This is a genomic window from Halomonas sp. BL6 (assembly GCF_006228115.1).
Taxonomy (GTDB): Bacteria; Pseudomonadota; Gammaproteobacteria; order Pseudomonadales; family Halomonadaceae; genus Vreelandella; species Vreelandella piezotolerans.
Map to the genome: position 1 here is coordinate 277,858 of NZ_VDGL01000001.1, position 19,494 is coordinate 297,351.

The window sequence follows — 19,494 nt, forward strand, 5'->3', positions numbered from 1 at the left end:
GAGAGTCACCCTAACGTAATTTTTGTTATGGCACGAATCGATAGGGTCAACGGAGGCTGCGTGGGACAGCGGATGTGCTCCGACACGCAGCCTGGAGGCTCGATTAAAACGCTTCCCACTCAGGCTCGGCTGCTGGCCGCTGGCGTTGAGCCGTGCTGACAGTTTGTGAGGGAGCGCGCAAACGCTGGGTAGGCGCTGAAGCGGCGGATGGGGCAAGCATAGAGTGACGGTCGGAGGCGTTGATCCGGAACGCGGCGACCAACTCTGCCAACCGTGAAGCTTCATCTTGCAGTGAGGCTGAAGCCGTGCTGGTTTCTTCCACCAAAGAAACGTTCTCCTGGGTAGCAGAATCCATTTCGGCAATCGCCGTACTGATTTGGCTGATCCCAGACTCTTGCTCTTTCGCCGCCAGCGCTAGCTCCTGCATCATATCGTTGACTCGGATGATGGCTTGGTTGATGTCGTCCATGCTCTCGCCATTTTTCAGCGCTTGGTCGGCACCTTTTGCAATGCGGCCCGCGATATCCTCGATCATCGTGCGAATTTCTTTCGATGAGTTGGAGGTTTTCGTTGCCAACGAGCGAACTTCACTCGCCACGACGGCGAAACCGCGGCCGTGTTCGCCCGCACGGGCGGCTTCCACCGAGGCGTTCAACGCTAGAATATTGGTCTGGAAGGCGATCGAGTCAATGACCTGAATGATTTCATTCACTTTTTGAGAGCTGGCTTCCAGTTCGCGCATCAGCACACTGGTTTGCTCCGACTCCTGCTTACCATGGGCCGCTTTTTTGGAAGCATCCTGAGTCAAACGCTCCGCCTGTGCGGCGGTGTCGGCATTCTGACGAACGATGGAGGAAATCTCATCCATACTGGCAGCGGTTTGTTGCAGCGCGGCGGCCTGCTGCTCGGTACGTGAGGCGAGATCCTGGCTGCCCCCAGCGATTTGACGGGAACTGGCAGCCACGGCGCTACTGCTTTGGTTAAGCGTGCCTACCATACTTTGCAGCTTGCCCTGCATATCATGCATGGCGCTATAGAGCCGACCAATTTCGTTGTTACCCAGCGATTCGATATGGCGGGTCAAATCGCCCTTGGCGATATGCTCACAAAGCTCCACCGCGCGCTGCAGCGGGCGCACGATAAGGCGATTGATACCGATTTGGACGCCCAGCGATAACAGAAGCGCCAGCACAATCAATGTACCGCTGAACAGCATGGTCACTCTGTGTCCCTGTTCGGCGTGAGCAATGTTTTCGGCTGCTAGGGCTTGCGCGCGGCTGTTGAACGCACGAATGGCATCGCTAAGCCTGTCGAACTCCACATTGAAGCGTTCGCGGTGCTGCATGATCGCAGCGTAATTGGCAGCCGCTAAATCGCTGCGAAACGCCTCGTTGATCATTTGTGGGTAGTAATTATCAATGGCTGCAATGAGCGGTGCACGAACGGCCGTAGGCGGTACTTCAATGGCGGTAAACTCAGCGTAGCGTGTATCGGCCCGCTGGAGCGCTGCGCGTGCGAGTTCGAGCGCTTCTTGCGCAGAGGTATTTTCGCCATCCTCGATATAAGCGGTATAGCGAGCCAAGCGTAAGCGCATTTCCATTAAATTGACTTCTGCGCGGTTGATCGACGCCACTTGCTGGGCTGCGACCTCATCGAGCTCTCGCAAGCTCTCCATCACACTCATTTTGGATACAATACCTGTCGCTGCGATGGCCAGCAGGGCGATCACCATTAACCCTTGCACGGCTGCCAACAAGTGTTTGACAGATAAATTTCTCATGATGACTCTCTCGGGAGGAAAGGAGGGGAGGGGGAACACCTGCAAGGAGGGGAGCCTCGCCTGTACATTATCGACACAAAAAGAGAGACATTGAGAGGTGCTGATCAGTTTTTTTTACACTTTTTTGCAAGGTCGTGGTGTTAAGCAGGGAAAGCTTGTGCATCTGTTAAAAAGGGCCAGCAAGCCGGCCCTATTAAGTTATGAGCATGGAAACAAAAGCGATGTGAAGCAATCGGCTAAAAAGCTTCCCACTCAGGCGTAGCCGTCGCCCGCGAAGGGGGCGATCCTATCAGGGGAGAGACGTAAGCCGTGTTGAACGTTTGCTGAACGGCAAGCGGAATCTGGCTATTGAGCGCATTTTGTACAAGGCGTTTTAGCTTGAACTCGTTCACTAGCTCGGCCAAACGGCTGGCTTCGTCTTGAAGTGAGGCGGAGGCCGTGCTGGTTTCTTCGACGAGCGACACGTTCTCTTGGGTTGCTGCATCCATTTGCGCAACCGCGGTACTGACCTGATTGATTCCGGAATCCTGCTCTTTAGCCGCCAACGCCAATTCTTGCATCATATCGTTTACTTGCATAATTGACGTGTTGATGTCCGCCATGCTTTGGCCGTTGCGGGTGGTATGCTCGGCCCCTTGAGTAATGCGCTGCGAGATGTCTTCGATCAACTCACGTATCTCCTTGGAGGACGAAGAGGTCTTGGTGGCGAGCGAACGCACTTCATTGGCGACGACGGCAAAGCCTCGGCCATGCTCGCCTGCGCGAGCGGCCTCTACCGAGGCGTTTAGCGCGAGTATATTGGTTTGGAAAGCAATCGAGTCGATGACCTGAACGATGTCATGTACTTTGTGTGACGTCTCTTCAAGCTCATGCATCAGTTGACGCGTATGCTCGGACGCCTGTTTACCGTTGGAGGCTTTTTGAGCCGCGTCTTGGGTGAGGCGTTCGGCTTGCCCGGCGGTGTCAGCATTCTGGCGTACGATCGAGGAGATCTCATCCATGCTTGCGGCGGTTTGCTGAAGCGCGGCGGCCTGCTGCTCGGTACGCGACGCCAAATCCTGACTGCCGCTGGCAATTTGTTTGGAGCTGCTGGCCACGGCTTCACTGCTTTGATGGAGCGTGCCGATCATCTCTTCGAGTCGCTCTTGCATATCGTCCATCGCCGCGTAAAGGCGGCCAATCTCATTGCTGCCGCGCTCTTCGATCGTACTGGTGAGATCACCCTTTGCGATGTTCTCACAAATTTGCACGGCGCGTTGTAACGGGGAGAGTAAGAACTTGTTGATCGTGGCCTGCATCGTGACGTAGAGAATCAGTGCTAGCACTACCAAAAGGCCGACGGTGATCCCTAGCACTTGGCTATCGCGCAGTGTTTCTGCCGTTTTTGTATTGCCATAGTCCAACGCAAAGCGGTTAAAGTCGCCTACCGCTTGGCCAAACGCTAAAAATGCTGGGTTGATGTTCTCTTTATAGTCGATCAGTCCCTCGATATCTGCATTGGCGAGCATGTTTCTAAGTTCACTTGATGCTGCAGCGTCGTAGGTGTCATTGATCGTAGAAAGGTAGGAAAAACGCGCGTCCTCAGAGGCCGTTGGTACGCTATTCATGGCATCGATCCTTGCATCCGAAACACCGAGGCTCTCGTTCGCCGAGGCCAGCGCATCGGCAACCCGCGCGGTCAATCCATTTTGGTAGTACTGGGAAAGCCGCTCTAAACGAACGCGCATTTCCATCAAATTGGTTTCTGCCCTAGCGGCCGAGCTTGATTGCACGGCGCTGATGCTATTGACCTCTTCCAAATAGGCCGCGGCTTTACGCTCCCCTAAATAACCCAGAAGTCCTATTGCCATCAGCATGAGAAGAAGGATCGCAAGAGCTCCTGCTATCAAGTTTTTGACCGATATTTTTTGCATGTCAATTACCTTTTTTGCCCCCAACACCTGACGTGGCGTTAGCTCGGGACTTTAAAGGTAGCAGTGATATTTTAATATAAATTAATAAAATAGAAGCGTGCGTTGATTGTGTTAAACGATGATTTTTGATTGTTTTACGAAAAAACGATTGGGGATTGTTTCAAAAAGTGTCTTAAGTAAGCGTTAAGGTTTCCAGATCAGGGAGTGAATAGCGTTTGTGTGCTATTTGTGTGTGGTCGCGAGAGAGAATGAACACCACGGATACTCTCGCGCGACGATGTTGTCGTTTGCAGCGTTGAATGACGGTAGGGCGGTGGGGTGCTGTCAGGGTAGAAGCGCTTGGTTAGTGTGGGGTTAGTGCTTTGTACATGACATGGGTATCCACATACCCTAATGAAGCATGCTGATAGGCGTTTGGCACGGTACCGACGATCTCGAAGCCAAGGCGTTGCCATAAGCCCACGGCCACGTGATTGCTGGCGACGACGGCGTTGAACTGCATGGCTTTGAACCCCTGCGTCACGGCCTCTTGCTGTGAGTGTTCGCACATGGCGCTTGCCACCCCTTTGCCCCGCGCTTGCGGCGTGACCATATAACCACAGTTACATACATGCTGGCCGGGGCCTGCGGCGTTGGCCTTCAAGTAGTAGCTGCCCAGCAGTGCTCCCTGCTCATCTTTTACCGCCATGCTAAGACGTGGCGTTTGACACCACAGCGCAAACGCTTCCTCTTGGCTAATGTGGGGGTCTATCGCGTAGGTTTCCTGGGCGGCTACAATGGCTTGAAACGTAGGCCAGAAGAGCGCGAACTCTTTGGCGGTCATCGGCGAAAACTGAAGGCTGGACATGAGGTGTCTTCCATGGGTGTCGTCATGCGTAACGTTAGCACACTCCAATGCGTATCTGCGCGACGGGTACGTTGATAAGTGAACCACTGAACCGCAAGAGGGCAAGACCATGACCGTTGAGAGTGCACTGACGTATTTTCTGGCGATTTTCGTTTTCGCCGTGACCCCCGGACCGGGTATTTTTGCCCTGCTGGCGAAGGGAATGGCATCGGGAGCGCGCTCGTGTATCCCGTTAGCCTTGGGAATGACGGTCAGCGATGTGATTTACCTGCTGCTGGCGTTTTACGGTTTGGCGGCGCTGGCGGAACACTGGGGAGACGCCTTTACGCTACTGCGCTACGCTGGCGCCATCTACCTGTTCTATTTGGGCTGGAAAATGTGGACCGCCGAGGTATCCCCGCAAACGCTCGACGCCCTCCCAGCCAGCCGTGGCGCTTGGCGTCGTGATGCTGCAAAGAGTTTTCTGCAAGGTTTCATGATCTCGGCCTCCAACCCGAAAGTCATTCTGTTCTATATCGCTTTCTTACCGACCTTTATCGATCTCACCGTGCTCGACCGCAGCGATATGGTGTTGGCGGTCGGGTTGACGCTGGTGGGACTGATGATGGGATTGATGCTGGTTGCCTCATGTGCGTCTTCCGCGCGCCGCTTCTTTCAGTCCGAGCGCGCACAAAAAGGCACCAACCGCACGGCCGGTTCGCTGATGTTCGCAGCAGGCGCTTTTCTGGTTGCTAAAGGTTAAGGCAGACAGTTTAACGAACCGCCTCGGCGACGATCTCATAACTCCGCAAGCGATCCGCGTGACTGTAAAAATCGCTATTGATCATCAGCTCGTTGGCCCCCGTGCGTTCTTGAAACGCGGCTAGCTGTGCTTTGATCGTTTCTGGGCCACCGATGATGGCCGCTCCCAAAAACTGCTCCACCTGGGCGCGTTCCATGGGTGACCAATCCAAGGCATCGACCGGTGGCAGCGATTGGGTCGGCTTCCCCCGGATCAGGTTCAAGAATTTTTGCTGGGCGGTGGTGGCCAAGTAGTGCGCCATCTCGTCGCTATCAGCCGCCATGACCGGCAAGCCGACCATGGCATAGGGTGACTCTAAATGTGCGGAGGGGCGGAAGTTGTCTCGATAGAGACGGAGTGCTTCGAACAGATAGCCCGGGGCGAACTGGGCGGCAAATGCGAAGGGCAGGCCCAGCTTCGCCGCAAGCTGGGCACTGTAGCCGCTAGAACCCAGTAGCCAAATGGGCACGTGTGTGCCCTGACCGGGCACGGCTTTGACGGTTTGGCGGGGATCCTCGTCGTCTAAATAGCGGCGCAACTCTTCTAACCGCTCCGGAAAGTCGTCGACACCTGCATGGGCGTGACGGCGCATTGCTCGCATGGTCGCCCCATCCGACCCAGGGGCTCGGCCAAGGCCCAGGTCGATGCGCCCAGGATAGAGCGTCTCAAGCGTGCCAAACTGCTCAGCAATGACCAGCGGTGGATGATTGGGCAGCATGATGCCACCGCTACCCACGCGTATCGTGGACGTTTGCCCCGCCACGTGACCAATCAAGACCGAGGTGGCGGCGCTGGCGATACCGGCAATGTTGTGGTGCTCGGCTAGCCAGTAGCGCCGATAGCCCAGCGATTCTGCATGCTGGGCCAGTGATACGCTGTCACGGAACGTTTCGCCTGCGCTTCCGCCTTGACGAATGGGCGCAAGATCCAGAACGGAGAGGGCGGTGCTCGCAAGTTGGCTCATAAATCACCTAATAAACGTGCATGGTCAGCGGGCTATTTTTGTTAGCACGCTTCATAATGCAGCGTTTATGTGGGCGGCCAAGTGCAATTACAACCGCCGTGGCGTTGGGGTCACTCTTTGGGGGGCGTCGGGCGTACCAAGATTTCATTGACATCCACGTGTGGCGGCTGAGCGAGCGCGTAGATCACCGCATTGGCAATATCGCGGTCTTGCAGCGCATACTCGGGCGGCTCGTCGAAAAACGGTGTGTCGACCATACCGGGTTCGATCAATGTGACCCGCATGCCGGAGCCGCGCAACTCTTCGCGCAGGTTGTAACCAATGCCCGTGACCGCCCATTTGGTGGCGCTGTACATAGAACCGGGGATGGTCGTGCGTCCCGCGGCCGAACCGGTCAACAGCACGTGTCCTTGACGGCGTTTCAGCTCCGGCAGGCAGGCTTGCAAGGTTAGGCCAACGCCGTAAATGTTGGTCAAAATCATCTCCCGCCAAGCGTTATGGTCGGCGCTGCTAAAACCGCCGGGCGAGCCCCCGCGGCCTGCATTGGCGAATACCGCGTCGATACGGCCGAACGTTTCGATGGCGTGCTCCACCATGGCTTGCTGCTGGTGTAAGTCGGTGACATCGACGTCGCATGTGAGCACGTTCTCTGGGCCGAGCTCTTGGGCAAGGGAGGTCAACTTATCGGCAGAACGCGCGGCCAGCACCAGTTGATACCCTTCTCGGGCCGCTGCCCGGGCGGTGGCCGCGCCAATGCCGCTGGAAGCGCCGGTAATTAACAGTACGCGGTCTTGCATCGTTGGCTCTCCTTGCTGTCATACATGAACCTTCAGCATGGCCAAAACCGAGTGGGGTTGCAAACGAGCGCCCTCGCTAGGATTTATCTTGCTGTCGTTGCAGCATGGCAGAGAGATCTAGGATCGAGCGTGCCATATCGGCCATGCTTCTGCTTTGATCCATCGACGTTTTGCGTAAAAATCGGTAAGCCTCCTCTTCGCTCATCGACTGATGGGCCATGATGAGGCCTTTGGCTCGTTCGATCAGCTTCCGCTCGCGCAGCGCTTTGCGCGTGTTTTCCAGTTCGTCGCTGAGTCCTTGCAGACGACTCGACTGCGCATGCGTCAATTCCAGCAGCGAACGACTCAGCGGCGAATGGAGAGCAGTGGCGGTCAAATCGCCCAGCGGTTGAGAGGGGCTAAGCGCCAGCAATTGTTCGCAGGGGGCTGGAAGTGGTCTGTCGGGTGTGGCCGAGGCGTGATCCAGCGCCGCTTGTGCGTGGGCGATTTTATGGTGGCATAGGGCCATGAGCTGCGTGTTGAGCGTGTCTTCCACCGTTTTGATGGTATCGATTCGTAGGGTCGTCAGCTCATACCAGGTTTCCCCCAAGGTGTTGCCCGACGCCGTTCGATGTTCCGAGCGTTGGCAGGCGATGTCGCGTAGCTGGCTAATACCGGCCAGCGTTCGGGGCGAAAGCGACTGCTCCCAAGCGCTCAGTGCTTCTGGGGTGGCGAATTCGGCAAACGTATCGAAGCAGCGCTGCTGGGACTCGACGAGTTCGTTGAGCAGCGTGCGATGAGCGTCATCGAAATGGCCTAGGGTAAACCCAAAGGCACCGCAGGCACGCTCTTGTCCGGCAAGCTCCTTGCCTTGCATGAGGTGGAACGTGGCTACCAGAGCGCGGGTGATGTCTGGATCGACAGCCGTGTCTGCGGCCTCGAAGACGATCGCCAATAAACCGCTAATCAGGTGATTGAATGCCTGCGTGGCCGCGTCCGGTGAAATATGAAAGGTATCGATGGCTCGACGCAGGGCATCGAGCTCATCCAGCGCTAGCCAAACGCTGGCAATGCGGCGCAGCAAGCGTGCGGTGGCTTGAGGTCGAGCTTCCTGGCTGAACGTTTCTAAACGCAGGCGCATCGAGGCTTCGGCCGATTGACTATGTTGAACGTAGGTCGTTCGGCGGGTTTTGAAACGCTTACCTTGTGAGGCCAGGTAAATCGTCGAGGCGCCGCGTTCGCGCTGCAGCACATGAATGAACTGGCTGATATCGCTCACGATATCCACGGTCGTAGCGAGATGGTGAAGGTTATCGATGTCGCAGCGCAGGGCAGTAAAGAGAAGCTGTTGGGCAGAAGACATGGTGATTTCCTTGATACTCGCCGCCAAAAGTCAAACGCCCCCGCAGTGGCGCGCCTGCAGGGGTAGTGTTCATCGATATTAGCGTAGTGAGAGAGCACCTGCCCCCGTATCGTCGCCGACGGCATCACGGTATGCGCTGGCCTCTTCGGCTTCGGTGGCCTCGCTAAAACGCACCACCAGTACGCAAGACGCTAGTACCAACACGGTCAGGCCCAGGTAGAAAAGGCCCTGCTGGTAGCTCAAGCTTTCGCTACGAAACAGAAACGCCGCAGACACCGCGCCCACGTTGCCGCCGGCCCCTACGATACCGGCCACGGCCCCCAGGGCTTTTTTGTTGATAAAGGGCACGACGCCAAAGGTGGCGCCTTCGGCCATTTGCACGAAGAGGCTAAATACCAGCATGATGCCAATGGCTAGGCTGAGCACGTGCATTTGGGAAAACGCCACTAGGGCAATGCCTTCGCACACCAGCGCTATGAAAAGCCAGCGAACGCGCCCTTTGAGCCCACCATGTTTGGCGAACAGATCGGAAAACACGCCGCCCAGTGTGCGAGCGAAGATGTTCATCAAGCCGAAGAGTCCGGCAATGAGCCCAGCGGTCGCCAGGGTCAGATCGAATTTGTCGAAGAAGTAGATGGCGGCAATGTTATTGATCGTTAGCTCGACGCCAAAGCAGAGCCCATACACGACGAACAGTGCCCATACGCGGATATCCTTCGCCGCCGCCAGGAAGCTTTGGGCGGCACCGTGCTCACCGGTAGCGGGTGGCAGCTCACCGCGTGCGCGCAGCTCGCTGAAGTTGCCATTGGGGGCGTCTTGTGTGAACAGCCAGTAGGCAATACCGGTAAAGAACAGCACCACACCAGGCACCACCATGGCGAGTCGCCAGCCGAGGGCTTCGTTCACGCCGAGCATCAGAACGCCGGCGAAAATCAGCGGCATGACGATTTGGGTGGTACCGCCGCCCAGGTTGCCCCAGCCAGCGCTGGTGGCATTGGCGGTGCCTACCACGTTGGGCGCAAACATCAAGGTGGTGTGGTATTGGGTAATGACGAACGATGCGCCGATGGCGCCAATCGCCAAGCGTGCCAGTAAGAAGGTCTCGAAACTGTCGGCAAGGCCAATTCCCATCACGGGAATGGAGCCCAGCATCAACAGGCCCGTATAGGTTTTGCGTGGGCCGATACGGTCGCAGAGTACACCGATCAGCAGCCGAACGATCACGGTGATCGCCACCGAGGCGATGATGGTATTGCCGATTTGGGTTTGCGTTAGCGCGAGATCCTCGCGCACCACGGCCATGAGTGGTGCGATACCGAACCAGCCAAAAAAGCAGATATGGAATGCAAACCAGGAGAGGTGAAAGGCCCGCATTTGCGGCGTCGAGAAATTGAGCAACCGGATACGGTTGGCTTTGTTGCGGATCTCCATGGGAGTGACCTCACAGCGTACGAACGAGTTTGTCGAGACGCAACGCGCAGGCGTTACGTGGTTACGGGAACATGCCTTCATCGTTGAAGGTCAGGTCCGACGCACTCGTACCCTGTTGGGCCTGGTCCACGCCTATCACCATGTAGAAAAAATAAGCAAATACTCCGCCATCACTCTTTTAAATCAGTGAAAACAGTTGGTTAAAGATTTTGCTTAGATAGGAGACTGCTTGGCAAATAGCAAAGACGGGGGAGAGTAGAGCACTTAACGCTCGTTTAGCGCACTCTGCTTGGGCAGCGTGCGCTAAGTTGGGGCAGTGGCTGGGCGTGAGCGCGCTTATTCGTGTAGGTAGACCGTATCGATATCGAGTGTGGACACCCTGCCAAGGGCATCGAAATGCGTGGCGAGCCAATGCTCGGCCGCCTCTCGGCCTTGCTCGAATAGGTGACAAAGGAAGGGCCATTCGGAGTTGAGCTTACTGGAAACCGATAGGTTATCCAGGGCTTGGTCGCCGCTAATGCGGTGAAAGAGGGCCTGCTGATAGCAGTTCTCGATACCTTGCTCTTCGAGAGCGTGCTTGAGTAGTGCGATCATGCGTACCTCTTTGATCAGCGCAGCGTTGAAGGTGATCTCGTTGAGGCGGTTCATGATCGCCGAGGCGGAGGTGGGAAGCTCTTCGCGACGAATCGGATTGATTTGCACCAGCAGGATGTCCCGCGCGCTGCACTCCTCCATGAGAGGGAACAGCGCCGGATTGCCCATGTAGCCTCCGTCCCAATACGCTTCGCCATCGATCTCCACCGCTTGAAACATGAACGGCAGGCAAGCGGAGGCCATGACGGCGTCGACACTCATCTCTTCGCGGCGAAAGACGCGCTGCTTGCCCGTGCGTACATTGGTAGCCGCGACGAAAAGCTTGAGCTGGTCGCACTGGCGTACGCGTTCGAAGTCGATATGAGCCGCCACGATATCCCGTAGCGGATTCAAATTGAGTGGGTTGAGTTGGTAAGGTGATACGAGGCGCGTCATCAAGTCCATGGCGATATAGCCCGGCGAGTGGTCGAGGCTCCAGTTGCCGGTCAGAATATCCATAGGGGAGCGGCGAATGGGGCTGGCCATGCCTGCGCGGCTAACGGCCTGCCAAAACTCCCGCAGTGCCTGACGCGCCGCTCGCTTTCCGCCTCGAGTCAAAGCATCAGCCATCACCACGCCGTTCATGGCGCCTGCGCTGGTGCCGCTGATGCCCTCGATCTCGATGCGATCATCTTCCAGAAGGCGGTCGATCACCCCCCAGGTATACGCGCCATGAGCACCTCCGCCCTGCAGCGCGAGGTCGAGCTTCTTTACCGGTGCCATCGTCATCCTTTCCGTCTTTGATGGAAGTGCCTTTAGCATGGCATAAAAGTCGCCGGACGGAAGAATGGGGAACTACCCCGCGTACTAAGGGGCGTCGGCCAGTGGCGACGAACGGGTCTGGGGCAGCGGCTGGTCGTACACCGCATGCTCCATCAGCCGGTCGAGCTGCTGGGCCAGCGTCACGCTGGCCTCTTCCATGAGCGCCAGCGAGGCAAGCTCGCCGGTCAGGTCCCCCTGTCGGGAATAGCGCAAGGCCTCTAGACCGCTCTCATGGAAACGGCGGTGAGCCACGGCCAGTGCACGGTAAGCATCGCTTTGCTGATAGCGGCGACTGTCACCTGCCAAGTACCAGCGACCCAGCGCGCAGTGGTGCTGATCCGTAAGAGGAACTTCTTGGGAAGCTGATAATAGTTGCTGGTAAAGACGACTTTTCCACACGGCATGTTCCACCTTGGCCGCGTGTAGACAGGCCGTCGTAGTGCTGTGGTGGATCACCTTGTACATATGGCGTGCTTGGTCGGTGAGCTGTTCGATCACTTGTTCGGCGTCTTGCGCGGCGCGCGCCAAAGCGTTTGCGCTTTCGCGTTGATGGACAAGGACCCGAGCATCCTCCTTCAGCATGGTAGCCGTTTGCTCGACCCATTGATCCAACTGGTGCGCCAACTGCTGGGTGCGCTCGGCCAGGTGCTGGATGTCGCTCACCACGGCGGTGAGGCCGCTGGGCGCTTCCTGAACGTGAACCGCTTCGAGTGCCGTGCTCATCGCCAAGGCTCGGATATGACCAGCCATACGGGCGAGTTCGACGCTCATGCCGCGCAGCTCGTGAAGGGCCGTGTCGCTGGCGAGTGGCGCCGCGTAATGCGTATCGGCCTGCTGGTGCCTTTGACACTGCTGTTGAAGATGTTGAGACGCTTTTTCTGCGTCATGTAGCCGGGTAAACAGGTCGGTGAGCGTGGCGCGTTCACTGGCAAGCTGTTCGGCGTGCCGTTCGGCGCCCTCTTCTAGGGAAGTGAGCATATCCGCGCCTTTGGACTGAAGCATACTCACCGACTCCAGGGGCGTCATTAAGCTAATCGTGCGGCAGCCCCGCGTGCTCTTGGCCACGGCCAATTGAGCGTGTAGCTCGGCGACTTGCTGCTCCAGGCGACGGATCGTTTGATAGGGGTGCATAAAGGCAAACATTGACCGGTACCTTCAGTGATGACGCAATTTGTGATGTTTTGTCACAAAGTATTGCAGAAGGTTTTTATGTTTGCCTGTGAAGCGTGGCCTTAGCTGATGAAAATCAGCCTCTTGTCATCGCAAAAAAGGAGCATCGCCATACCACTCGCCTGCGCTATTTCATCTCGGCTAGGTGCATGGGCGTCGACGACTCACAGCGTAAAAACGCTGACGTGGCTAACCACTCTTCATCCGGATAGTAGGCGAAGACGTACTGGTCCTCTTTTAGACTGTCGATTAGCGGGTAAGTGATGTCCTCACGTACCGCCGGGCAGCCATGGCTTCGCCCTAGGCGACCGGTTTGGGTGATGAAATCGTGGCTTACGTAGTCCGCGCCATGAATGACGATCGCTCGCTCGAAGGCCAGATCGTTGACGTCAGGCTCCAGGCCATCCAAGCGTAGTGAATAGCCATTGCGGCCGTAGTAACTGTTCATGGTGCGAAACAGACCGATGCTGGATTGATGGCTATCGGGAACATTGGAAAACGCGTTGGCCACGGCATCGCCAGATCCTTGTCCATGGGACACTAATTCCTCGAACAGCAGCTGATGTTGGTGAAGATCGAACACCCACATGCGCGGCTCTGTGGATGGCAGCGAGTAATCGATGACGGCCAGCCGCTCTGCGGATGGATCGGCACAGCTCAATGCCTGGGCCGCTAACCTGAGGGCAGTTGGCGTGGCATTAGGCGCTAACTGCAGTAACTGATGATGAAGGGGGGATACCCCCGCAGGTGGGGCGGCGGCCATTTGAGAGAAAAAGCCAGCGGCTTGAAGAGGATAAGAAAACAGTACGATGGATAAAGAAAACAGTACATTCATCATGCGTGATCGAAAAAGCATGGGGCGTTATCCTGCTGAAGGAGTCAAAAGCGTAACGAGGTCGATACATCAAGAGTCAGCGTAAGCGGCTATGATAAAAAACGTGTATCAGAACGGGAACTACTGATACGACGGTAAGCAAAAAGAGTGAAGCCACATTACAACGCAGCATAGTAACGCAAGGAGAGGCGATGAACGACCACCAGCCACTAAGACGATGGGCGATAGGAGCGGCGCTCTGTCTGGCGCTGAGCGGCCCGATAATGGCCGATGCCAATGAGCCAGCCAGCGCCGCGTTGCAGCAAGCCCTCGCGCAGCATCTTCAACACCATGAAGGGTCGCTGCCCATCGCGTCGTTCTATGAACTGCGCGGTGGGCAGCCGGCGTGGCAAGAGCTTCAACGCGTTCAGTCGCTGGTCAGCGCGTTGAACACGTTGCCCGATGACGGGTTGACGCCCGACGACTATCAAGCCTCGTCGTTGCTGAGTGACTTCCAGCAAAGCCAGCAGTTGGACGATCGTGCGAAGGCCAATTTCGACGTGCGAGCCACTCGGGCCCTGCTCTTGGCGTTGGATCATCTATCGATCGGTAAAGTGGATCCTAAACGCGTCGAGCCGAATTGGGATCTGCAGCGACCTGAGCGGCGTTATGCGCTGCCACGTGTAGTGCAAGCCGTCGAGGAGGGGAGGGTCGAGCAAGCGCTGTCACTGGCGAGGCCGAATATGGCGGCCTATGCCCAGCTTCGCGAAGCGTTGGTGCACTATCGTCGGCTGGCCAATCAGATGAGCGTGCCCTATTTACCAAGACGCGATGAGTCGCTGCGCCCCGGCGATATCGACGATGACGTGCAAACGCTTCGCCAGCGCTTGACGCTATGGGGCGAGCCCCACCTGCTGGCAGCAGATAGTAGCGCTTACCCCATGGTCGACGTGCAGGCGTCAGGAGCTGACCCTCGCAGCTTCGACCGAGAGTTAGCGCAAGCGGTCATGCGTTTTCAGCGACGCCACCAGTTGCAAGAAGATGGCGTAGTGGGAGAGCGCACACGGCTGGCACTGAACATGCCCGTCTCCGCACGAGTGAACCAACTGCGCATCAACCTGGAGCGCGCCCGCTGGATTCGCCCTTCGCTGGAGCGCACGCCCAACGTGTGGGTCGATATTGCAGGCTATCGCTTGCATTATACGCGCCCCAATGGCCAGCATTGGGATACCCGAGTGGTGGTGGGCTCGCCCAGTCGTGAAACGCCGATCATCCACTCCTCGATCAGCCACTTGACTGTCAACCCAAGCTGGACGATCCCCCCGACCATCATGCGGGAAGATGTGCTACCACGGATCCGCCAGGACGAGCAGTATCTGGCGCGGCAGAACATTCAGGTAGTGAGCCTATCCGGAGAGACGCTGGATGCGAGCACGATCGATTGGCAGCGTCCGGGAGGCGTGATGCTTCGCCAAGTGGCAGGGAGCAGCAATCCTCTGGGACGTGTCGTGGTGCGTTTTCCCAATAACGACATGATTTACTTGCACGATACCCCGGCAAGAGGGCTCTTTCAGCGTAAGCACAGGGCACTGAGCTCTGGCTGTGTGAGGGTTGAGGGGGTAACGGAATTTGCCCAGCTCCTACTGCAAGACAGCGGCAGCCGTTATCAGCTCGATACGCTGATCGCGAATGGCCGCAGCGATCAAAACGTGAACTTGCCTAACCGTATTCCGGTAGCGCTGCACTACCTGACTGCTTGGCCCAACGGGCAAGGCGACGTAGTGTTCAGAGAGGATATCTATCACCGCGATGCGGCGCTGCTCGCAGCGCTCGAAGCAGTGTAAGTCGCTCGTCATTCATCACGACTGGTAGTGTCAAAAAAGCCGCCCCACGTCGTGTGGAGCGGCTCTTTTGTATCGCCGTGGAGAGTGCTTATTGGAGGCTTTCGTCGCTGTCGTTATCGCGCTCATAGTTAGCCACGCTGATGGTGCCGGTTTCGCCACTCTCCAGCGCGGCCAACATTGGCTCGGCTTGGCGTTGGAACGCGATAAGCGTATCGCCGCTTAGGCTAGTGTTCTCGGGCAGTTCGACCGTCATCGCGTTCACCGGCGTGTTATTGACGATGACTTCATAATGCAGGTGGGGGCCTGTGCTGCGGCCGGTATTACCGGACAACGCAATACGCTCGCCCATCGTGACGCGCTCGCCCTGGCTGACCAATGGTTGCGACAAGTGCAAATAGCGGGTGCGGTAGCCGTTGTCATGGCGCACGACGATGTAACGACCGGCAGCGTGGTGGTTGCCGACACGCTCGACACGACCATTCGCAGGCGCGGTAATGGGGGTACCAATGGGCATCGCAAAGTCGGTGCCGTTGTGCGGGCTCACTCGACCGGTGACCGGGTGTAGGCGGCGTGGGTTGAAGTTGGAGCTAAGACGATAATTACCTTCGAAAGGACGACGCGCAAAGGCCGGATCGAGGCTGCTGCCTTCGGGCGTATAAAAATTATCGTCGGTGGTATTGCGCACGACGGTCAGGTCCATACGCTCACCGTCATACTTAACGGCTAGTACACGCGAATCAAGTGTCTCGCCATCGATCATGTCAGATTCGACCAAGACCTGAAACTGATCCCCCCGGCGGCTGTCACGACGGAAGTCCAGCTTTTTTTGCAAGATGCGCGTAAGCTCCGTGACGGAGCTGCTGCTCAAGCCGGTGGCTTGGGCTGAGCGAGCAAAGCTGCCCGTTACGCTACCGGCATAAAGGCGCTGTACGGGCTCACCCTGACGTTCGATAGCCGTAATGGCGAATTGGTCACTATCCCGCTCTAGTAGAACGCCTTCGCGCGTGTTCTTCATCATGCGCAGTGCCAGCAACCGGCCCGTTTCGTCCAACTGGTAGTCGAAGCTGTGACCTGCACGCCAATGCGTCAACATACGAGGATCGGGTAGGTCGTCCAGCAGGGCGAGCACTTCGCTGTACCCCAAGCCCAGCTCGTTTTGCGCTAACACGGCAAACGTCTCGCCAGGCTCGACGATATGAGTTTCCCACTCAGGAACGAACGGCTCTTCGGCTGCCAGCTCCAGTTCCAGGAACGACACATCGTCCTCGTAGAGTTCGACCCCATAATCCTCGTAAGAAGTGGCATCAGCGATTTCGACGGAGTCGTCGACATTGAGCATGCCGCTTGTAATCGTGCCTAACACGATCGCCATATGCAGCGCGCCATCATCCAACGGGCTGTCGCTCAGCGCGACCCGAGGATGCGCATCGTGTGAGGCTGCATCACTTGCCATGGACGCTTCGGCACTGGGAATCACATCGAGATCGACGATCTCGGTGGCGGTGAGTTCACTTAACGGGATGTGTTCGCGGGTCGCGTCGAGGGCGCGAGAAGCGCGGTCGATCGCTTCTGCCACTGGCGTTCGCTCTTGACGAAGCGACGGGACGCCGGGGGCTGAGTCGCTGGGTAGCGGAACGAGCACGCTCTCCAGCGGTGTTTGAGGTTGATTCAGGTCATGATAGGTGGTGATGAGTTTTTGTGCGCCCAGCACGGTGACCATGGTGGCCACGGGTAACAGTAATAATTTGTGCGTGCGAGGCAGCGAATGGAGGATTCGCAACATGAGTAAATAGGCCGCCGAGTTCGTGAAATAAAAGTAACATGAAAGTAAGCAAACTCGGGAACCATACCCCAAGGGAAAGGGGGTGAATAGACTGTACATTCATACACAAAATATACTTCCGCTGAATAGCGCAAATATGAAGGGTTCTTATTCAGCCATGAACACCGTTTGCTAACAAAAGTAACCAAAAGGCCGCAGCTTTCTAAAGCGAACAAAACGGTGTATTCACCTTCACCATAGACGCAAATGAAGTCTTGTGACAGGGAAATATAATGTGCGTCTAAATAAACGAGCTTTTTGTGCCCATATCAGCATGTAAGCTCGCATTAATAACGTCCATAACACCGGTTAACGATTCAAAAATGCAACGCCGCGTCAATCGTATGAGTGCAAGGCGTATCCAGTGGAGTTGCTAATAGTAGTAGAGTAATTTTTTGTATTTTAATGTTTCTTTGAGTTTCTTTAGGGCTTTTTGGGGACTATGACCCCGTGAGACGGAGCAGTGAGTCAACGAAATTCGCTAACAAACAAGTACTCACCCTCATTTCCTGGCATTCTAGGATTGTTTTTCGAAGATGAAGCGGATGGTTTCGCTGTATGGCGTCGAGGAAATCGAAATGTCTCGGGTAACACTAGCGCAGTGGCAAATGCTGGCCGCCGTGGTGGATCATGGCGGCTTCGCACGGGCGGCAGAGGCGATCCATAAAAGCCCCTCTACGCTGAATCATGCGGTGCATAAATTAGAAGAACAGTTGGGTATCCAGGTGCTCGAGCCCATCGGGCGGCAGGTGCGGCTGACCGAAGCGGGTGAGTTGCTGCTTCGACGGGCCCGGCAGCTGATCGAAAGCGCGGCGTCTCTGGAAGACGTCGCCTCGCGCTTGGCGGCGGGGCTTGAAGCAGAGATCGTCGTGGCGATCGATCAGATTTTTCCTGCAGCGGCGCAAGCCAAAGCACTGGAACGCTTTTCGGAAACCTATCCTCAGGTACGCGTGCAGCTCCACGAGAGCGTGCTGAACGGGGGGACCGAGATGCTCTACGATGGCCGTGCCGACTTAGTGGTCTCCGGTATCGAGGCCCAAGGGTTTTTGGGAGAGCCGCTGGTCAATATTCGTTTCGTGGCGGTAGCGCATCCGCGTCATCCTCTGCATCAACTTGGGCGCTCGCTGGATCTGCGTGATTTAGCCCAACATCGTCAGCTAGTGGTGCGCGATTCCGCGCTGCGTCAGTCCACCAATGCGGGATGGTTGAAAGCCGAGCAGCGCTGGACCGTCGGGCATGTGGGCACCTCATTGGACATGCTGCGACGCGGACTCGGTTTCGCTTGGATTCCAGAAACCCGTATTGCCGACGAACTGGCCAGCGGAGCCTTGAAGCCGCTGCCGCTCACTGCGGGAGGCGTTCGCGAGGTCCCTGTTCAGCTTATTTTTCGTGATCGTGATCGTGCGGGTCCAGCCGCCCATGCCATGGCGGCAGCGCTGAAGCGAGCAGTGAAAGAGGTATGCGAGCAACGTTCGATTCCCTCGAATGAACAGCCGTAAAACATCCGCTTGAGCCTTATCCCGTCGGGGGTATGCTGAACGGTACACACATCGAAAAACGTTCAATGCAGGAGACGCCCGATGGGACTGTTAGTCAACGGTGAATGGGTCGATCAGTGGTACGACACCAAAAAGCATGGCGGGGAGTTCGTTCGCGAATCCGCGCAGCTGCGCGACTGGGTGGGTAGCGACGAAGCCTCTGACGGGGATAGCTACCCGGCTCAAGCCGATCGCTACCACCTTTACGTATCGCTCGCGTGCCCCTGGGCGCACCGGGCGCTCATCATGCGTAAACTAAAAGGGCTGGAGTCGCTGATCGGCGCGTCCCACGTGAGTCCGCTGATGTTGGAAAACGGTTGGACCTATCATCAAGACGAAGGGTCGAGCGGTGATCCCATCAACCATGCTGAGTTTCACCATCAGCTCTATACCATGACCGACCCAGCGTACACTGGCCGGGTCACTGTGCCAGTTTTATGGGACAAAAAGCGCGGCGCCATCGTCAATAACGAATCAGCCGATCTGTTGCGCATGTTCAACCGCGCCTTCGATGAATTGACTGGCAATGACTTGGACCTCTATCCAGACGATTTGCGCAGTGTCATTGATGACGTGAACGATGATGTGTACGACCACATCAATAATGGGGTGTACAAATCCGGTTTTGCCACGGATCAGCAGGTCTATGAGAAGCACGTGACGGCGCTGTTCGATGCGCTAGACCGCATGGAGAAGCGGCTTGGAGAGCAACGCTATCTGGCGGGTGAGTGGCTGACCGAAGCGGATATTCGTCTCTTCACTACGCTGATTCGCTTCGATGCGGTCTATTTTGGCCACTTCAAGTGCAATTTCAAACGCATTGATGACTACTCCAATCTCTCGAATTACGTACGCGAGCTTTATCAGTGGCCGGGAGTGGCCGAGACGGTCAACATGGATCACATCAAGCGTCACTACTATTATAGTCACGATACGATCAACCCTACCCGTATCGTACCTGCTGGGCCGCTGTTGGACTTTACTCGTTCTCATGACCGTGAGCGTTTGCCAGGCCAGGGAATACGTCGCCACTCATCCTGACCCCGTGCTTCAAAT

The 19,494-nt window shown here is 56.7% G+C and carries 15 protein-coding genes; 4 read left to right on the forward strand and 11 right to left on the reverse strand.

Annotation, left to right across the window (positions count from 1 at the left end):
* Positions 1-103: 103 nt before the first annotated feature.
* From FHJ80_RS01240 to FHJ80_RS01250, 3 genes are all read right to left on the reverse strand, one after another.
* Entirely contained in the window at positions 104-1,780 is a 1,677-nt protein-coding gene (locus tag FHJ80_RS01240; RefSeq protein ID WP_139525245.1) for a methyl-accepting chemotaxis protein, read from the reverse strand.
* A 236-nt stretch (positions 1,781-2,016) separates the two neighbouring features.
* On the reverse strand, positions 2,017-3,693 hold the full coding sequence (locus FHJ80_RS01245; protein ID WP_139525246.1) for a methyl-accepting chemotaxis protein: 1,677 nt from the start codon (positions 3,691-3,693) through the stop codon (positions 2,017-2,019).
* Positions 3,694-4,036: 343 nt separating this feature from the next.
* Positions 4,037-4,540, reverse strand: coding sequence for a GNAT family N-acetyltransferase (locus FHJ80_RS01250; protein WP_139525247.1), 504 nt, complete (start codon positions 4,538-4,540; stop codon positions 4,037-4,039).
* A 109-nt stretch (positions 4,541-4,649) separates the two neighbouring features.
* Here FHJ80_RS01250 and FHJ80_RS01255 point away from each other — a divergent pair, with 109 nt between their 5' ends.
* Positions 4,650-5,282 (forward strand): LysE family translocator, encoded by a 633-nt coding sequence (locus FHJ80_RS01255; protein ID WP_139525248.1) that lies wholly within the window; start codon positions 4,650-4,652, stop codon positions 5,280-5,282.
* Positions 5,283-5,292: 10 nt separating this feature from the next.
* Here FHJ80_RS01255 and FHJ80_RS01260 read toward each other — a convergent pair whose 3' ends face one another.
* From FHJ80_RS01260 to FHJ80_RS01290, 7 genes are all read right to left on the reverse strand, one after another.
* Entirely contained in the window at positions 5,293-6,285 is a 993-nt protein-coding gene (locus FHJ80_RS01260) for an LLM class flavin-dependent oxidoreductase (RefSeq protein WP_139525249.1), read from the reverse strand.
* A gap of 110 nt (positions 6,286-6,395) precedes the next feature.
* Entirely contained in the window at positions 6,396-7,082 is a 687-nt protein-coding gene (locus tag FHJ80_RS01265; protein ID WP_139525250.1) for an SDR family oxidoreductase, read from the reverse strand.
* Between the two features lie 76 nt (positions 7,083-7,158).
* Positions 7,159-8,424, reverse strand: coding sequence for a nitrate regulatory protein (locus FHJ80_RS01270; protein ID WP_139525251.1), 1,266 nt, complete (start codon positions 8,422-8,424; stop codon positions 7,159-7,161).
* Positions 8,425-8,502: 78 nt separating this feature from the next.
* Complete coding sequence (locus tag FHJ80_RS01275; RefSeq protein ID WP_139525252.1) at positions 8,503-9,855, reverse strand: NarK family nitrate/nitrite MFS transporter; 1,353 nt, start codon at positions 9,853-9,855, stop codon at positions 8,503-8,505.
* 336 nt (positions 9,856-10,191) lie between these two features.
* The gene (locus tag FHJ80_RS01280; protein ID WP_139525253.1) at positions 10,192-11,211 is read right to left on the reverse strand and encodes a patatin-like phospholipase family protein; all 1,020 of its coding nucleotides are present in this window, start codon (positions 11,209-11,211) and stop codon (positions 10,192-10,194) included.
* Between the two features lie 84 nt (positions 11,212-11,295).
* The gene (locus FHJ80_RS01285) at positions 11,296-12,393 is read right to left on the reverse strand and encodes a CZB domain-containing protein (RefSeq protein WP_139525254.1); all 1,098 of its coding nucleotides are present in this window, start codon (positions 12,391-12,393) and stop codon (positions 11,296-11,298) included.
* A gap of 154 nt (positions 12,394-12,547) precedes the next feature.
* Positions 12,548-13,276: a murein L,D-transpeptidase catalytic domain family protein gene (locus tag FHJ80_RS01290; RefSeq protein WP_139525255.1), complete on the reverse strand. Its 729-nt coding sequence runs from the start codon at positions 13,274-13,276 to the stop codon at positions 12,548-12,550.
* A 170-nt stretch (positions 13,277-13,446) separates the two neighbouring features.
* On the opposite strand from FHJ80_RS01290, the gene FHJ80_RS01295 reads away from it, so the two are divergent.
* Complete coding sequence (locus tag FHJ80_RS01295; protein ID WP_139525256.1) at positions 13,447-15,078, forward strand: murein L,D-transpeptidase; 1,632 nt, start codon at positions 13,447-13,449, stop codon at positions 15,076-15,078.
* Positions 15,079-15,166: 88 nt separating this feature from the next.
* Here FHJ80_RS01295 and FHJ80_RS01300 read toward each other — a convergent pair whose 3' ends face one another.
* Positions 15,167-16,861, reverse strand: a complete 1,695-nt coding sequence (locus tag FHJ80_RS01300; RefSeq protein WP_139525257.1) for a peptidoglycan DD-metalloendopeptidase family protein — start codon at positions 16,859-16,861, stop codon at positions 15,167-15,169.
* Positions 16,862-17,478: 617 nt separating this feature from the next.
* Here FHJ80_RS01300 and FHJ80_RS01305 point away from each other — a divergent pair.
* Entirely contained in the window at positions 17,479-18,399 is a 921-nt protein-coding gene (locus FHJ80_RS01305; RefSeq protein ID WP_139525664.1) for a LysR family transcriptional regulator, read from the forward strand.
* An 81-nt stretch (positions 18,400-18,480) separates the two neighbouring features.
* The gene (locus FHJ80_RS01310; protein WP_139525258.1) at positions 18,481-19,479 is read left to right on the forward strand and encodes a glutathione S-transferase family protein; all 999 of its coding nucleotides are present in this window, start codon (positions 18,481-18,483) and stop codon (positions 19,477-19,479) included.
* Positions 19,480-19,494: the final 15 nt, after the last annotated feature.

What these genes read in the sequence shown, in the direction of transcription:
- FHJ80_RS01240 (WP_139525245.1), bottom strand. Translation starts at nt 1,780, where the DNA reads ATGAGAAATTTATCTGTCAAACACTTGTTGGCAGCCGTGCAAGGGTTA.
- FHJ80_RS01245 (WP_139525246.1), bottom strand. Translation starts at nt 3,693, where the DNA reads ATGCAAAAAATATCGGTCAAAAACTTGATAGCAGGAGCTCTTGCGATC.
- FHJ80_RS01250 (WP_139525247.1), bottom strand. Translation starts at nt 4,540, where the DNA reads ATGTCCAGCCTTCAGTTTTCGCCGATGACCGCCAAAGAGTTCGCGCTC.
- FHJ80_RS01255 (WP_139525248.1), top strand. Translation starts at nt 4,650, where the DNA reads ATGACCGTTGAGAGTGCACTGACGTATTTTCTGGCGATTTTCGTTTTC.
- FHJ80_RS01260 (WP_139525249.1), bottom strand. Translation starts at nt 6,285, where the DNA reads ATGAGCCAACTTGCGAGCACCGCCCTCTCCGTTCTGGATCTTGCGCCC.
- FHJ80_RS01265 (WP_139525250.1), bottom strand. Translation starts at nt 7,082, where the DNA reads ATGCAAGACCGCGTACTGTTAATTACCGGCGCTTCCAGCGGCATTGGC.
- FHJ80_RS01270 (WP_139525251.1), bottom strand. Translation starts at nt 8,424, where the DNA reads ATGTCTTCTGCCCAACAGCTTCTCTTTACTGCCCTGCGCTGCGACATC.
- FHJ80_RS01275 (WP_139525252.1), bottom strand. Translation starts at nt 9,855, where the DNA reads ATGGAGATCCGCAACAAAGCCAACCGTATCCGGTTGCTCAATTTCTCG.
- FHJ80_RS01280 (WP_139525253.1), bottom strand. Translation starts at nt 11,211, where the DNA reads ATGGCACCGGTAAAGAAGCTCGACCTCGCGCTGCAGGGCGGAGGTGCT.
- FHJ80_RS01285 (WP_139525254.1), bottom strand. Translation starts at nt 12,393, where the DNA reads ATGTTTGCCTTTATGCACCCCTATCAAACGATCCGTCGCCTGGAGCAG.
- FHJ80_RS01290 (WP_139525255.1), bottom strand. Translation starts at nt 13,276, where the DNA reads ATGCTTTTTCGATCACGCATGATGAATGTACTGTTTTCTTTATCCATC.
- FHJ80_RS01295 (WP_139525256.1), top strand. Translation starts at nt 13,447, where the DNA reads ATGAACGACCACCAGCCACTAAGACGATGGGCGATAGGAGCGGCGCTC.
- FHJ80_RS01300 (WP_139525257.1), bottom strand. Translation starts at nt 16,861, where the DNA reads ATGTTGCGAATCCTCCATTCGCTGCCTCGCACGCACAAATTATTACTG.
- FHJ80_RS01305 (WP_139525664.1), top strand. Translation starts at nt 17,479, where the DNA reads ATGTCTCGGGTAACACTAGCGCAGTGGCAAATGCTGGCCGCCGTGGTG.
- FHJ80_RS01310 (WP_139525258.1), top strand. Translation starts at nt 18,481, where the DNA reads ATGGGACTGTTAGTCAACGGTGAATGGGTCGATCAGTGGTACGACACC.